General features: G+C 36.1%; 13 protein-coding genes. 2 read left to right on the forward strand and 11 right to left on the reverse strand.

Annotated features, from left to right (window positions below; all coding sequences use genetic code 11):
* Positions 1 to 210: 210 nt before the first annotated feature.
* Positions 211 to 699: a GNAT family N-acetyltransferase gene (locus EG342_RS15380; RefSeq protein WP_103293454.1), complete on the reverse strand. Its 489-nt coding sequence runs from the start codon at positions 697 to 699 to the stop codon at positions 211 to 213.
* 399 nt (positions 700 to 1,098) lie between these two features.
* Here EG342_RS15380 and EG342_RS15385 point away from each other — a divergent pair, with 399 nt between their 5' ends.
* Both EG342_RS15385 and EG342_RS15390 read left to right on the forward strand, forming a co-directional pair.
* On the forward strand, positions 1,099 to 2,538 hold the full coding sequence (locus tag EG342_RS15385; RefSeq protein ID WP_123868107.1) for a tetratricopeptide repeat protein: 1,440 nt from the start codon (positions 1,099 to 1,101) through the stop codon (positions 2,536 to 2,538).
* Positions 2,539 to 2,640: 102 nt separating this feature from the next.
* Positions 2,641 to 4,065 carry a tetratricopeptide repeat protein gene (locus EG342_RS15390; RefSeq protein ID WP_123868108.1) on the forward strand — a complete coding sequence of 475 codons (1,425 nt, stop codon included), beginning with the start codon at positions 2,641 to 2,643 and terminating at the stop codon, positions 4,063 to 4,065.
* A gap of 1,537 nt (positions 4,066 to 5,602) precedes the next feature.
* Here the strand turns inward: EG342_RS15390 and EG342_RS15395 are convergent.
* The 10 genes from EG342_RS15395 to EG342_RS15440 all read right to left on the reverse strand — a co-directional run bounded on the left by EG342_RS15395 (position 5,603) and on the right by EG342_RS15440 (position 15,124).
* On the reverse strand, positions 5,603 to 6,763 hold the full coding sequence (locus EG342_RS15395; protein WP_103293301.1) for an FAD-dependent oxidoreductase: 1,161 nt from the start codon (positions 6,761 to 6,763) through the stop codon (positions 5,603 to 5,605).
* A gap of 26 nt (positions 6,764 to 6,789) precedes the next feature.
* Positions 6,790 to 7,545: a helix-turn-helix domain-containing protein gene (locus EG342_RS15400; RefSeq protein WP_103293300.1), complete on the reverse strand. Its 756-nt coding sequence runs from the start codon at positions 7,543 to 7,545 to the stop codon at positions 6,790 to 6,792.
* A gap of 268 nt (positions 7,546 to 7,813) precedes the next feature.
* Complete coding sequence (locus tag EG342_RS15405; RefSeq protein WP_103293299.1) at positions 7,814 to 10,246, reverse strand: TonB-dependent receptor; 2,433 nt, start codon at positions 10,244 to 10,246, stop codon at positions 7,814 to 7,816.
* Positions 10,247 to 10,280: 34 nt separating this feature from the next.
* Positions 10,281 to 10,790 (reverse strand): GNAT family N-acetyltransferase, encoded by a 510-nt coding sequence (locus tag EG342_RS15410; protein WP_103293298.1) that lies wholly within the window; start codon positions 10,788 to 10,790, stop codon positions 10,281 to 10,283.
* 5 nt (positions 10,791 to 10,795) lie between these two features.
* Complete coding sequence (locus tag EG342_RS15415; RefSeq protein ID WP_103293297.1) at positions 10,796 to 11,566, reverse strand: ABC transporter ATP-binding protein; 771 nt, start codon at positions 11,564 to 11,566, stop codon at positions 10,796 to 10,798.
* Positions 11,563 to 12,573, reverse strand: a complete 1,011-nt coding sequence (locus EG342_RS15420) for a FecCD family ABC transporter permease (protein ID WP_164465192.1) — start codon at positions 12,571 to 12,573, stop codon at positions 11,563 to 11,565. The genes EG342_RS15415 and EG342_RS15420 overlap by 4 nt, the downstream gene beginning before the upstream one ends.
* Positions 12,573 to 13,586: an ABC transporter substrate-binding protein gene (locus EG342_RS15425; RefSeq protein WP_103293296.1), complete on the reverse strand. Its 1,014-nt coding sequence runs from the start codon at positions 13,584 to 13,586 to the stop codon at positions 12,573 to 12,575. Before EG342_RS15425 ends, EG342_RS15420 begins: the two co-directional genes overlap by 1 nt.
* Positions 13,576 to 14,049 (reverse strand): urease accessory protein UreE, encoded by a 474-nt coding sequence (locus EG342_RS15430; RefSeq protein WP_103293295.1) that lies wholly within the window; start codon positions 14,047 to 14,049, stop codon positions 13,576 to 13,578. The genes EG342_RS15425 and EG342_RS15430 overlap by 11 nt, the downstream gene beginning before the upstream one ends.
* A 3-nt stretch (positions 14,050 to 14,052) precedes the next feature.
* Complete coding sequence (hypB, locus tag EG342_RS15435) at positions 14,053 to 14,769, reverse strand: hydrogenase nickel incorporation protein HypB (protein WP_103293294.1); 717 nt, start codon at positions 14,767 to 14,769, stop codon at positions 14,053 to 14,055.
* Between the two features lies 1 nt (position 14,770).
* Entirely contained in the window at positions 14,771 to 15,124 is a 354-nt protein-coding gene (locus EG342_RS15440) for a hydrogenase maturation nickel metallochaperone HypA/HybF (RefSeq protein WP_103293293.1), read from the reverse strand.
* Positions 15,125 to 15,231: the final 107 nt, after the last annotated feature.

Here is a 15,231-nt window from a genome sequence, read left to right on the forward strand (position 1 = left end):
TTTTATTTTCAATCATTTCTTTTACTCTTGAATGGTTAGATAAAAACGATCTATTAAAAAGGGAAAATTAATATCGGGACTGTTGTCTTACTTTAATGTTTACCTTTTGCTGTGAATATATTTTGGTCTTCGAGAATGAGTTCACAAACAAAAAGAATTACCGATTTTGGTGATTTTTTTTGTTTTTATGAACCTATAAATTATGATGTACTAATTCTCAATGAAATATTGCATCATCGTAGATCCATTTGCTGATCCTCCTGTTTTATTGACTACCTCTTTGAAGCCTGTTTTTCTGTACAAAGAATACGCTTTTTCATTGTGAGGAGCCACTTCCAAGAAAATTTCAAGATCATTAAAATGGCCTCTAATTTCATTAATAATTCTCCGGATCAGTTCATATCCTATATTTTTTCCCTGAAAATCTTTTTTCACATACATCTGATAAAGATTTCCTCTTTGATTTTCGTCTTTCACAAAAGTACAGATGCCAATAAGGTCACCATCAGAAAATGCTCCAAATACGAATCTTTCAGGTAATTCATTTTCTATATCTTCTTCAATTCTAAATTTTTCTATTTTCAGAGCATCCTGATAATTGGCACCAAATGCTTCAGGAAATTTTTCTAAACTTTCCAACCGGATTTTTCGATACATTTTACTTTCTTCAGGCAAAAGCTTGCGATATTCAATATTCATGATCATTGAGGTAGGTAATAATAGGCAAAAATGCAAATAATTTATTTTATTTCTAACGATATGGCTTAATAAGATTTGTTATTTTTTTTGCCAGAAAGAGAAAGTCAGAGAATATGAAAAATTAAAACGAAATATAGTACTGAAATTATTTTTCTTTAGATATTTATCCCTAAAGAAAGATATATTGTGTTTTTTTGAAGATTAATAATGCTTTTGCATATTAGGTTGATAATTACGTATATTTATAACAGGAACCCATGGCAAAAAACAAATTATTTAGAAATAACCTTGTATAATGTTTTATAGCTATTAGGTAACACACAATGAAAAATGTTGGAATTGATGATGAAACAATACAATTTGGCAACCATTGAAAATAAAAATAAATATTCAATAGTCATGAGAAAAATTATAATCTATATACTTTGTATAGGGTTATTATTTTCTTGGATTTCATGCAATCAAAAATCTCCTGATAAAGAGAGACAGGCTTATGACGTGTCTTTACTAAATAAAAATTCAGATCTTCAGCTTTCCGGGCAATATGAAGCTCTTATCAGACTTAATTCAGAGTACCTTAAAAAGGCTGCCAAAATGAAATACAAGGAGGGAAAAGCCCTTTGTTATCTCAATATAGCCGGAGTCAACGTTTCTGCAGGAAACTATGAAAAAGCAGCTTTCTTTTTCAATAAGGCAGAAAAAGACTTGATTAATTCAGAAAATGCTTATCACAGGGCGATATTTTATAACGATTACAGTTTATATTATTCTCATCTTAAGTCATATGACAAAGCTATACAATACAACGATAAAGCGTTTTATTATTTAAAACAAGCAAAAAAAACAGAACTCAATGACAGTCTTTTACCAAGACTCTACATAAATCGTGGCATTTACTTCGCCTGGAAAGGATGGATGGGAACCTCTTTAAAGAGTTTTCTTAGAGGTAATGCATTAGAAAACTCGGCATATTCCAATTGTATGGTTGCTCAGTATTATCTGTTTACACATCAATTAGCTGATGCCGGGAAATATATTTCCGCAGCAGATGAGAAAATGCTTCGTCAGAAAACCAGTGATGTAGAATCTCTCTGGGTGTATTATACCATGGGGTATTACTATAATGAAATCAATAATACTGATGAAGCAGAAAAAGAGCTTAAAACAGCATTGGAAATTAATATAAAAACAAGACGTACTTATTCTTCTCACATCAGTGGAGTTTACAAATCTTTATCCGAGGTTTATAAAAAGAAAAATGATGGAAACAAGGCTTATTATTATTTACAGAAGTATATGGATGAGGAGGGTAGGCTGGATCGGGAGAGATTTATAACGATGAATAAAACTACTGATGAGTTCATTTTAGAAACAAAAAAAGAATCAAATTGGCATAAAAGTGATCTTCCGTTATTCATGGCATTATCTATTGCTGCACTTACTTTTTCCGGAATATATGTTCAGAAAATAATAAAGCATCAGAAAGCTAAAAAGAGAAACTTAAAACAGGAAACTGATGAGTTAAAAAGTACTGTATACCATAAAAAATTGAATGAAGTAACAGAACTTGCAAGGAAAAATGATTCTTCATTCTTAATGAAATTTAAAGAATTGAATCCTGGTTTTATCAATGCGCTTTTGGTGATTAATCCCGATCTTGAAAATTCAGAGCTTGCTTTTTGTGCAATGTTGAAACTACATTTTTCATCTAAAGAAATAGCGGATTATACATTTGTTCAGCACAAATCTATTCAACAGAAAAAATACAGGATCAGAAAGAGATTAAATATTCAGGGTGATGAAGATATTTATGTTTTTTTTGATAATTTAAAAGAATAAAATTTGGATCAAATTTCTTAAAGAAAATAAGAATATAGGTCTGGAAATTGATGTTTAATAATAACTTATGCTGGTAATTAAAGTTTAAAAATAGAAAGCACTATGATACGTTTTTTCCTTTCTATCTTACTCGTTGTTTTAGTTTCGTGTAACCAACGTTCTCAAAAGGAGTATGAGAAAATATTTGATGCTCCCCTAATGAAGAAGAATGAGGCATTTCGCCTTTCCGGAGACTATGATTCTCTCATTAATCTCAACAAAAAATATTATAAAAAAGCAGATGAAATGAAGTATGAAGAAGGAAAAGCTTTATGCTATATCAATTTGGCTGAACTTAATATTTCATTGGAAAATTATCAGAAATCTCAACTTCTTCTTGACAAAGCAAAGGAAATTCTCAATGATTCCGAGAATAATATTCATCAAGCAAGATTTTATAATGTGTATGGACGTTTCAACTTGGAACTCAGAAGAATTGATAAGGCCTTTTTATATAATGATGAAGCCTTGAAGTACATACAAAAAAGTGGTCAATCTGAACTTAAAAATAATCTTTTATTCAATATTTATCTTCGGCAGGCGACTTATCTTATGGAAAAGAAACAAGATACGGAAGCATTAAAATATTTTCAAAAAGCAAGAAAACTGGATAATACAGGCTATATAGATTGTGCCATCAGCGATTATATCTATATGGGAAAAAATAAAGATTCAGCGTATAAATACATAATGAGTGCCTATGATAAAACGAATGAAAGAGGAAAAGAAGATGGGATCGCACTGTATGCCAATACCATTATGGGAGAATATTATTTGGCTGATAAACAGTATGGTAAGGCTGAGGAAGTCCTTAAGCAGGCGTTGAAAATAAATGAGAAAACCAAACGCATTTATGCATATTATGGGAAGTACATCTACAACGATCTCCGGAAAGTGTATGAGAATACAGGAGATAAAGACAAGGCCTATTTTTATCTAAAGGCTTATACAGATGCTTATTCAAAAACAAATACATCCGTACTGGCAACAATCAATCAAGATATGGAGTCCTTTATTACAGGTGCAAAAAAGGATTCTGAGAAACATGAAAATAAGGTACGATGGGTGGTTTTTCTGTCTCTGGCAGGCCTTTCGTTATTAGGAATATATTCCTGGAGAATTATAAATTATTTGGGAAAGAGAAGGAAAGCACTTAAGATAGAATCAGAAGAGCTTAAATCCAAAATGAATAATAAAAAAGAGGAAATATTGATGGAGATGGCAAAAGAAAATAATCCAACATTTTTAACTCACTTTAAAGAAACCTATCCTGAATTTATAGAACAACTTTTACTGATTAATCCTGATCTTGAAAATTCAGAATTAACTTTTTGTGCCATGTTAAAGTTGCATTTTACCTCTAAAGAAATTGCCAGTTATGCTCATATTCAGCATAGAACGGTTCAACAAAAAAAATACAGAATTCGAAAAAAATTGAATATACCGACTGAAACGGATATCTATCAGTTTTTGGATGCATTATATTAAAAAAAAACTGTCTGATTCATCACATCAGACAGTATTCGAAATATTCTTTTTTCGCCACTTGTTTTTTTCAGTGGTCTTTTATCAAATTTGAAAATTTTTAAGCAAATAAGAAAAAAAAGACCTACTACATGAATACTACAGCTGTTGAATTTTTTTTTAAATTGTTGATAATTAGATTTTTGTGATTGACTCCGAATTTTTAACTTTTTTATTGATAAACCTTGATATTTATCTTCTTTTAAACTTTCTGGTTTTTTTATTCATCAACTAATCATACATTTTTTATACTATTTGTTCACTATATACTCTTTTGTTTGTAGCGATTTTGTATTGATTTTTACATTTTGTGAACAAATCTTTTATTGAGAGCCTTAATATAAGAATTATTTCATTTAATGTGTTGTATTTCTTTTGGTTATGCGCACGTTGTACCTGTGTAGTATTACCTTTATTCCATTATTGAAATTATAAAATATACATTTGCTGGAAAGTTTAGCTTGATAATTAACCCAGATGCTTAGGTAAACAATTTTCTCTGTAAATAATCAGGGAATAAACATGAAAAAATACACATTAATGGAGATAGAAAAATTATTGATGAGAGCTTGGGCTATAGAAATCAGACCTATGTTAGAAGTTATGAAATCAATATAGCAGGGGGGGTAGATCAAGAAGGTAAATTAGGAAGCCAGATCAATGATGCTTCACTGGCAAAAGGAATGTAAATCATTAATAGAAGAAATAGTAAAAAGATCTATAACACAAAGTAATTAAGAAATAACACAAATGAGTCTCTCAACAGGATCTAATAGAGACGGAAGAAAAATTTATTTTTTTTATAGAGGGAAAAGGCTATCTCAATTTTGAGGTAGCCTTTATTATATAATTCCCCAGCACCAAGAATTAGTGTAAATGTTTTTTAAGTCTGATAGCTCATAGAACTGCTTGAACTGATAAAAACTATTTTTTATTTAATGTGCTTGTATGGATTTTGTATGGATGTTTTTAGGCTTGTCAGGTAAAGTATATGCTGGAATAGTGAGTTCTGGATTTCTTGCTTAATTTATTGTTGTTCAGTTGTTTGACGATGTGTTGTATTCATGTAGTATTGCTTTTTTTTATTTTTTTAAATGTATATTTTACATTTGACTAATGGAACCAAGTAATTTATATAATCACTATACAAAAGAAATTATCTGAAAATAAAAACATAAATTTTATAAACTATGAGGGAAAAATTTTTACTGATGTATGTGCTATGGTCTGAACAAATATCTGATAAATTGCAATTTTTTATCATTGATATCATTCAGTTTTCATTATGCTATCAGAAGAAGGCTCTTATACTGGCGGAAATTTCTTATAAATCTATGAAGCTCATACTTTGTATTGCATGGTGTCTGTTTAATAAACCTTAAATATTTAGTATAAAAATTATAAAGACGTTTTAGTACACAAGTCTCTTCCATTCAGGATCTAATGGAGAGAAAATCATTTTTAGTCAAGGCTGTCTCAATTTGAGGCAGCCTTTTGTTGATCATTCCAAATGGGCTGTAAAAAATTCCACCATAGTTGATAACGCTTTTTCAGAATGCATTCGTTCTCCGTTTTCAAGAGACTCCTTTGTAACGGCGGAAGCCCGGTTGCGCATATTGTTTTCATAATGGAAAATAGCTTCCTGTAAGGTTTTATATTGTTGATCGGTCAGATGTTCACTCAATTCGAGAGCATCAAGCATAGCCATATTAGCCCCTTCACCGGCAAATGGAGGCATTACATGTGCGGCATCACCAATCAAAGTTAGATTAGATTTAGATTCCCAGGTTTGATCTAAAGGCATATAATAAATCGGGCGGGGAATAAATGGATATTTTGCATTCTCAAATAACTCATCCCAGATGTTGCTCCACTCGGCATATTCTTTTTTAAACCATCTGAGAATTTGCGTAGAGTCTGAAAAATCCAGACCGCTTCTGGTTGCCCAATTTTCATCAGCCTTAAAACTTGCATAAAATCCCAGATCACCATTACCTTTCTGCCCGATCAATATATTTTGAGTATTGCCGAATGCCATAATTTTACCACCTTTAATTAAAGCATCAATATGTGGAGCTGCTTCTTTTGAAACATTTCCCTCCAGCATAATAATTCCTGAGTAAACTGGTTTAATATCCGTTAGATAAGGGCGGATTTTTGAATTGGCACCATCTGAAGCAATTACAATATCAGCGTACGCCGACGTTTCGTTTTTGAAATGAAGCAGCCAGCCTTTATCCTTAGGCTCCATGGAAATAAAATGACTGTCCCAAACCACTGTTTCAGGGTGTAAAGATTGCAGCAGCATATTTCTCAGTGGACCACGATCTATTTCCGGACGAAAATGTTCATGGCCAAAATCCTCTTCAGGCTTTGTATCGTGATCACTGTACAGTATTTCTGCCTGTTCGTTGAGAATAAGAGTTTTATCGGCGCCGGGACGGAAGTTCTTCTTAAACTCTTCCAATAATTCAGCCTTACGCAAAGCCGCCAATCCCGAATCTTCATGCATATCAAGTGGTGAGCCTTGCACCCGGGCATTTTTATTAACATCTCTTTCGTATACTTTTACATGAGCATTTTTCAATTGTAAAAGTCTTGCCAGTGTAAGTCCGGCAGGACCTCCACCAACGATTGCTATTGATTTATTATCTATCAGCATGTTTATTTAAATTTTACTATGCAAATTTATTTTTCTTTCAACACTGATAATAGTACAAATCGGTCGTTTTTGTTTTTTGATAATTCTTTAGGAGCCACTCCGGAGAATTTTTTAATTTCTTTGATGAAGTGATTTTGATCCGTATAATTAAGCTCAGGAAACAATTTTCCCTTCGCAATATGCTCCAATGAGGCTCTGAACCGTAAAATGGTAGAGTAGGCTTTTAAAGAAAGCCCTAATTGTTTGGTAAAATAACGGTTGATCTGCCGGCTGCTCCAACCCACTTTTTCCGAAAGTTCTTTCACACTCATTTCCCCTTTTGACGAATAGATCAATTCAAAAAGGGTTCGTTTTCTTTCGTCTGTTTTTTCGGGAAGCAGTGCTTTTATTTTTTGTGTAGCATGCTGGCAACAAAGCTCAAAATCCTGTAAGTCTTCAGCTTTAAATCCCCAAAAATCATTGGGAAGTTCTTTTCCTATATTCAGTAAATCCGCAACAGAAGTGTTTAGAATATATTCAACAGCGATAGGTTTAAAACTGATAACAAAAGCTGTAGTCTGTGACGGAATCTGCCGTTGTTCCGGATAGGTTTCCAATCCAAGAAGCGTAATATGAAAAGGCTCTGAGGGGGATCGAGAGAAAAACAGATCAATTCTTCCGTCGGGAATAATAACCACTTCTTTGGATTCAGACGAAGCATTATGAAATGTTCCCAGACTTTCTACAAAATCAGCAATTTCCTTGTCAGGTTCCGTGAAATGGTAAGAGAAATCATTATTCATAATTGATTGTATAAGCTTTTAATACAATGAAGATACAAAAAATGACAGATTGAAAGTAGAATTAAAAGAGTCGTGCATTTACGGTAATTAGAGAATAGAGTTTTTAGTATAAGGATTTCTCCATAACAATCTGCGTTATCCGCAAGATTAGCGAGAGATTGTATCGCAATATTTAGTGTCATAAAAATACATGACATTTTGGCTTTCATCAACAAAAAACCCGGACTATCAAAAAATAGCCCAGGTCTCCACAAAATTAAAAAATAAGTTAGAATGAATACCCCACAGAAACCGTCACATTTCTGGGAGCTCCCGGAAAGCCTCTCGTATAATCAAAGCCTCCCAGGAAGTAATATGTATCAAAAAGATTGCTGACATTCACTGCCATTTTCATTTTTCCGATATGATAATAAACAGCTGCATTTACAGTGGTATAAGATGGCCATTTTCCCCAAAGAGCATTTCCGGAACCGTCTTTTCCTATACTGTTATCCATACGTCTGGTATCTACATAATAGACTCCGGCTCCGAATCCCAGTCCTTTTAAAGCAGTGGTGGAGAAAACATACTTTAACCACATGCTTGCCATGTTTTTAGGAGCTCCCGGTAAAGCTTGTCCCACTTCAGACGCAATAGAAGAGGATTTTACTTCTGTTTTGTTAAATGTATAATTTCCCATGATCTGGAACTCTTTGGTCAGCTGACCGCGGATGTCAAGTTCAATACCTTTTGATACTGCTTGCCCGGACTGTCTGTACACCGGAAAACCCGTGGTACTGATCTCGCCTGTAGCAATCAGCATATTTTTACGTTCAATCTGGAAAAGAGAAAGGTCCATTTGCAGCTGGTTTTTAAAGAATCCGGTTTTAAGACCTGTTTCAATCTGGAAACTATGTTCCGCAGTAAACGCCTTGTCTGCCCCATAATCCTGATAATTCTGAATGAAATTGGCCCCAACAGGAGCAAATCCCTGAGAATAACTTGCAAAGTAATTGATCTGATCATTAACCTGATAAGTTAATCCGATTCGGGGAAGCCATGCATTTTGTGTCGCATGATAACGGTCGGCAGAACTTACGGTTTCCGAGTAATAATGTTCATGACGCAATCCTAGAATAAGTTTCAATCTTTCAGCAAATGAAATCTGATCCTGCACATAGATTCCGGTTGTTTTATAAGGACTTAAAAAAGGATAATTTCCCTGTGGCAGCCAAACATAATTGCTCAGATCGTGGGTGGTGTAGGTAGGATTATTAAGATCAAAGGTCAGAGGAACAATCTTTCCGTCGATTTTCTGTTGTCTCGCTTCGCGTTGCTGATTATTGCTGTCTCCTTCATATTGAGAATAATCAACACCGGCTATAAGATGGTGCTGTATGGTACTGCCGGGTAAATCCCATTTCAGATAGACGACAGAATTATCAGTATAGTCTTTTCCATGGCGGTCAAAGAAACGCATATTCATGATCGTATTAGTGGGAGCATCAGCGTAACTGTTCAGGGTACGATGTTCGTTAACATCTTCCTGGTAGATAGACTTCATATAGCTGGCATTCAATGAAAGATTATGAGTAAGTTTTTGGTTTAGTCTCGCACTGAATGACAATGTTTTGGTATTATAAAAATCCGAAGGCTGGCTTAAAGTAAAAGAGCGGGGAAGTGCATAGAAATCATTATTTCTGAGTCCCATTCCACGATCAAGATAGCCATGAAACTGATCATAAACCAGATCAATATCCACCTGCGTCCCGTCAAACGGTTTGAAAGTAAATGATGGTGCTATCATAAAATTCTTCTGTTGATTTACATTACGGAAGGTTTTACTGTCTTCATAACCTGCATTCAAACGATATAAAATTTTCTTTTCCTTGTCTAAAGGACCACCCAAATCAATACTGGTACGTATCGTTTGAAAGCTTCCCACGGAAAAATTGATAGATCCTTTCTGGGTTTCCAATGGCTTTTTAGTTACCATATTAATTGTCCCTCCCGGAGTAATATCTCCGAATAAAGAAGCTCCAGGACCCTTTAAAACAGAAACACTTTCCAGGTTAATCGTTAAAGGCGAGCGATAATAGCTGTTTCCATAGCTATATCCTGAACGTAAGCCATTAACTAGGCGAATTCCTGTTTCATAGCCACTTTTAAAACCACGGATAATCAGATCATCATAAGAAGAAGCCGTTGTTACTCCTGCCAGATCCTGTGCGACTTCCCGGGTTGTATAAGCCTGCCTGTCTTCCATAAACTCACTGCTTACTATTGAAACTGATTGAGGAAGGTCTTTTAAATTTCCCGAAAATTTTCCACCCAGTTCAAGGTTGTTGGTGAGATAAGAGTTATTTCTTCGGGCCGTAATCAGAACCTCCTGAATATGGGTTTGATTTTCTGCCAGACGAATCGTGATTCCGTTTTTATCATCATAGGACAGCGAATCCAATGTAATATGGGATCCTGGATACCCTTTGGCATCGATCATTAACTGAGCCGGATACTGAACCGGTGTTTCAAACTTAAAACTACCGTCTTTACTAGTCTTAGTAGTGTTTCCCTCATTGATGGAGACCGTTGCATTAGAAATTATTCTGCCTTCCTGGTTCAGAATTTTTCCAAAAATAGAGTGGGTTTCCTGAGCCGATAAGGCAAAAGGAAGTAAGAGCATTATACCATTGATGTATAACACTTTCTTTGTTGCATTCATGTATATTTCTTCTCTGTATTACGTAGTTATCTTCTCAAATCATTAATTCCATATGCAGTGTAGGATAGGTTCCTTCATAGCAGGATTTAAGAAGTTTAAAGTCCTGTTTAAGCCAATATTCATAGGCTCCCGGTAGGAAAGGATGGGTGTGAAGGTAGAGACGTTTGATATTTTTTTGCTCTGCCGTGATGACCAGCTCCTGAAATAGACGGGTGGCAATACCTGATCTGCGGTAATCCGGGTTGACAAATAGCCGGGCAACTTCTACCGTGGTTTCTTGATCAATACTGAGGTGAGGAAAACGGTAATCAAACGGCATCATTCCGATAACACCTATAAGTTTTCCGTCTGTTGTCCGGGCTTGTAAAAAAGCTCCCGATGGAGAATGAAGATAATTTTGTTCAAAATTAACGAGGTCTTTGGGTACGATCAACGGATCAAGCAACGGATACAGCTGACGCCTGAATTCCATGACGTAAGGCAATACTTCAAACACATGGTAGTCTTCTACCTTCGAAATTGTTATTTCTTCATGATTTTTCATATATTTTATTTTAATTGAGGTGCAAACATTGGGGTTCCCTGATTGTCTAAGGCTAATAAAGGAACCTGGTAAGTATCTTCAAGAAGTTGCTTCAGTTCATCTGTTTTCAATGATTGGACAGGAACTAACTCATTGCGTCGCATGACAAAAAATTCATCACCGAAGAGAAACGCAAGATTCGGATCATGCATCACACATAAAACTGTAGTCCCTTCATTGACCAGCTGACGGATAACTTCCAGTACAGCTACCTGATAATGCAGGTCCAGATGATTGGTGGGTTCATCAAGCATTAAAATATCAGGTTTTTGAACGAGAACCCTGCAAAGCAAAACTAATTGGCGTTCCCCACCGGAAAGAGCGGTGTAGGGTTTATCTTTTAAGTGCATTAAATTAAATTTGTGAAGAATTTCCTCCACGGCATCATAGTCCGGTTGTTTAGGCGAAAACCTTGAAAAAGAGGCTCGACCGGTCAATATCACATCCATTACTTTAAATGGAAAAGTCGTTTGATGAAACTGGGTTAAAAATCCGACACGAACAGGTGAACCGGTTCCTATTTTGATTTTTCGGCGTTCTTTATCAGCGATGAATACTTTTCCTGTATACTCCTTTTCAAGTCCGGCAATAATTTTAAATAAAGTTGATTTACCACTTCCGTTCCTTCCCAGAATAACGGAAAGCTTTCCCTTTGGAAATTCAGCACGTACGTTTTTTAATACCTCATCTTTTCCGTACTTAAAAGACAATTGTTCTATAGAAATTATTGAGGTCATGAGTTCCAGTTTATGGCGTTTTTACGCATTAGATAAATGAAAATCGGGGCTCCGATAATCATGGTAAATACCCCGATCGGAATTTCAAACGGCATTACAGTACGTGAAAAGTCATCAATCAATAATAAAAATGTTCCTCCGATACTGATATTGGCCCAAACGGTAATATTGTTATTGGGGCCAAAGATCATCCTGCTGATATGAGGCACAATCAATCCGAACAGACTAATGACTCCTACAGCAGCTACCGACGAAGCAGTAATCATTGTGGCAACAGCCATCAGAACCAGCTTCAGAAGGGTAGGGTTTACCCCGACTGCCATTGCTTCATGATCTCCTAATGCCAGAAGGTTGAGTTTCCACCGAAGGATAACAATAACAAATAATCCAATAAGAACGGGAAATACTGCGGTATATACTTTCTGCCAGGAAGCGGTATGTAAATTACCCATAGTCCATTGGACGATAGCCTGTAATTTATAAGGGTCACTCAAATACTGAAGGACGGTGAGGAAAGCTGTAAATACTCCTGAAACAATCATTCCGGCAAGAACCATACTCACAATGGAAGTTTTAGCCCCGGCATATGAGACAAGGTAAGTGATAACGACCGCTATAACTCCAAAAATAAAAGCAGAAATATTAACAGCCATTACCGGAAACAACATGGCTAAGGCAGCACCGAATGCCGAACCTGAAGAAATTCCCAGGGTAAACGGATCAACAATGGGATTTCTGAATACTGCCTGTAATACTCCTCCTGAAGAAGCCAATGAAGCCCCTACCAAAAAGGTAAGTACAATCCGCGGCAGTCGTACCTGCCACAAAATGGTAGATAAACTTCCATGCAGAACAGTCGGATCTTCGGAAAATCCTGATACCACAGCAATGTGATGGAAAAGTTCTCCTAATCCTATATTTTCACTGGAACCTATAATCAGTGAGATCACTCCCAACACAATGGGTAAAAGAATGAGGAGGAAGATTATTTTGCTGCCTTTCACCATCAGATCAATCCTTTTTTACCATAGATTATTTCAAAAGCTTTTTTCACATCCTGATCCAATTGTTCTTGGGTATATGATGGCATGCACCAATGACGAAGCTGCTTGGCAAATAACATAAATTTCACAGTATGCGGATCGTACGGAAAAGAAGGAGACATTACAAAGACCTGCTTGTTTTTTACCGCAGGAAGGGCTGTCAGCTCCTTTAAACTATACACATCTGACAATTTGGAATTCCATAAAATAATCAGGTCAGGATTCCATTTGTATAGTGTTTCTGCGCTGATATTCGGGGCTTCTACAGGAACCGGACAGGCATTCTGGGCGCCGGATAATGTAATCGCCATATCAATTAAACTTCCTTTTCCGGAAGTAGACATGATACGTCCCTTTGACCAGGCATAATAGATTTTTTTGGGAGAAGCTTCGTGAGAAGTTCTCATTTTCTTCACTTCCTCTGATACATAGCCTGTAATTTCTTCGGCCCGTTTTTGTTTTCCGAGGAGTTTTCCTACATTTTTTAATTCATCTAAAATTTTCTCATCATTCAAAGATGAAAAAGTAAATACCGGAATGCCAAGGTTTTCAATTTGATTGATGTTATCTTCATCCGTATTAAAAGTCAGTACTAAGTCAGGTTTCAGACCTACTATACTTTCTGCATTACTGGATTGTCCCCCAAAAGTAGGTGTGGCAATACTTTTATTCTTAATACGGTCATCAAGCCTGGAAAGAAAATGGTAAGTATCCTCCATTTCATAGATCTGCTGTGGAATACCTACAATTTTTTCTCCTGCCTGAAGCATATAGACATCATCTACGAGGGCATTGTATAAAACAACAATCCGTTTTGCCTCATGAGGAAGGGTAATGGTTTTGCCTCTGCTGTCTGTTGCAGAGACTGATATATTGGATGAAGTTTCTTTTTGATTCGAACTTTTCGGATTGTTACAGCTTTGTACGATGAGTATCACAGCGGAAAGGCATGTGATACCCCAGTTTTTAATTTTCATGTGCTTTATTTTTTGTCAGATGACGTAGTGATTGAGTGGATAGCAACTGAGTATCTCTCAATTCAATACGTCCGTTATATCTTAGCGAGAGCTGTTCGTAGAGACGACCGTCATACGGAACTGCAAATTCTTGTATTCCGATTAGAAATACAGGCAAATGCTGATTGCCAATGAAATAACAGAAATCTGCAGCGTCCTGATCATTTTTTGCAGGAAAACAGATGGTAAGACAGTCTTTGATACTGATTGTAGCAACCAATTTGCCATTACTGTATAAAAGATCTCCCTGCTGCCATTCTTGCTGATGGGGCAGTCTTAGTTCCAAAACCAACCCGGAGGATGTAGCCCGGGTCAGCTTTTGTTTTTTATTTTCGAACCATTCGAGTTCTAAGACTTCCTGGCAATCACTTCGATTTTCGTCTGTTTTTACTTCATCTATTACGACCGGTTGTATGATATTCATAGATTAATCTTCCTGAAGAGCACTTGCTTTTTTCAATTTTACTTTCTCTTTCAGCCAGTTGCACCATTCATCAATTCCGTCTCCGTTTAAGGTGCTGATGGTCATGACTTCAAGGTTCGGGTTTACTTCATGAGCATCTTTCGTCACCGCTTCCACCGAGAATGGAACGTAAGGAAGTAAATCTGCTTTTGATACAAGCATCAGTTCACTTGTTAAAAACATACGTGGATATTTTTTAGGCTTATCATCCCCTTCGGTAGACGCCAGAAGGGTAACCCGATAATCTTCTCCCAGGTCAAAGGCAGACGGGCAGAGAAGGTTTCCTACATTCTCTATAAACAGTAAATCAACACCTTCCAGTTCGATATGATCTAAAGCCTGCAAAATCATCTGTGCCTCAATATGGCACATTCCGCCGGTTACAATTTGAAGAGCATTAATTCCTGCTTCACGCATACGGATTGCATCACGCTCTGTTTCCGGGTCGCCTACAAGAATTGAAATATTTAGATCCTGCGCAAGACGTTTTCCTGTTTCCTGCATCAGCGTTGTTTTTCCGGATCCCGGAGATGAGCAGACGTTGATGACACAAACGTCTTTTAAACGCTCTCTGATGGCTTTAGCCACAAAATCATTGGCTTTTAATAAATGAAGAGTGGTATTATCACATTGAACCGAACCTACGCGGTTTCCTAAACTTTTTGGATTAGCTGTTGACATATTAATGGTCTTTTTGTTTAAAAATTACTTTTGAGATAAAGAGTTCATTACCCTGAACAATATGGGCGGAAGGAGTTCCGCAGTCGTCACAGACAAACGTATGATACCTGACCTGAAAATCCTTATCACACCGTTCACAATGGGCAATAATATCATTTACAAGAACCTCAAGTTCCATTTCCTGATAGTATGGATGATCGGTAATAAAGGCATCGAATGCGTTCTGGATGAGGACAGGCTGAACATTGGAAAGCAGTCCTGCCGTTACCTGAACCTGCTGAATATCTTCTACTTTGGCATCATAATGAGATTCCAAGGTGTCAAAAATATCCTTCACTATACTTAATTCATGCATAGCTTATATTTTTTTAAAGGTGAAACGGACTATCTGAGAGTAGTTGAGATAATCTTAATTTGAAAAGGGGCAAATTCTCTACAATAGAGATGTACCGATTTATAGGA

The organism is Chryseobacterium lactis (genome assembly GCF_003815875.1).
GTDB classification, from domain to species: Bacteria; Bacteroidota; Bacteroidia; order Flavobacteriales; family Weeksellaceae; genus Chryseobacterium; species Chryseobacterium lactis.

Coding starts and splice junctions, on each gene's coding strand:
- EG342_RS15380 (WP_103293454.1), bottom strand. CDS start 699: ATGAATATTGAATATCGCAAGCTTTTGCCTGAAGAAAGTAAAATGTAT.
- EG342_RS15385 (WP_123868107.1), top strand. CDS start 1,099: ATGAGAAAAATTATAATCTATATACTTTGTATAGGGTTATTATTTTCT.
- EG342_RS15390 (WP_123868108.1), top strand. CDS start 2,641: ATGATACGTTTTTTCCTTTCTATCTTACTCGTTGTTTTAGTTTCGTGT.
- EG342_RS15395 (WP_103293301.1), bottom strand. CDS start 6,763: ATGCTGATAGATAATAAATCAATAGCAATCGTTGGTGGAGGTCCTGCC.
- EG342_RS15400 (WP_103293300.1), bottom strand. CDS start 7,545: ATGAATAATGATTTCTCTTACCATTTCACGGAACCTGACAAGGAAATT.
- EG342_RS15405 (WP_103293299.1), bottom strand. CDS start 10,246: ATGAATGCAACAAAGAAAGTGTTATACATCAATGGTATAATGCTCTTA.
- EG342_RS15410 (WP_103293298.1), bottom strand. CDS start 10,790: ATGAAAAATCATGAAGAAATAACAATTTCGAAGGTAGAAGACTACCAT.
- EG342_RS15415 (WP_103293297.1), bottom strand. CDS start 11,566: ATGACCTCAATAATTTCTATAGAACAATTGTCTTTTAAGTACGGAAAA.
- EG342_RS15420 (WP_164465192.1), bottom strand. CDS start 12,573: ATGGTGAAAGGCAGCAAAATAATCTTCCTCCTCATTCTTTTACCCATT.
- EG342_RS15425 (WP_103293296.1), bottom strand. CDS start 13,586: ATGAAAATTAAAAACTGGGGTATCACATGCCTTTCCGCTGTGATACTC.
- EG342_RS15430 (WP_103293295.1), bottom strand. CDS start 14,049: ATGAATATCATACAACCGGTCGTAATAGATGAAGTAAAAACAGACGAA.
- hypB (WP_103293294.1), bottom strand. CDS start 14,769: ATGTCAACAGCTAATCCAAAAAGTTTAGGAAACCGCGTAGGTTCGGTT.
- EG342_RS15440 (WP_103293293.1), bottom strand. CDS start 15,124: ATGCATGAATTAAGTATAGTGAAGGATATTTTTGACACCTTGGAATCT.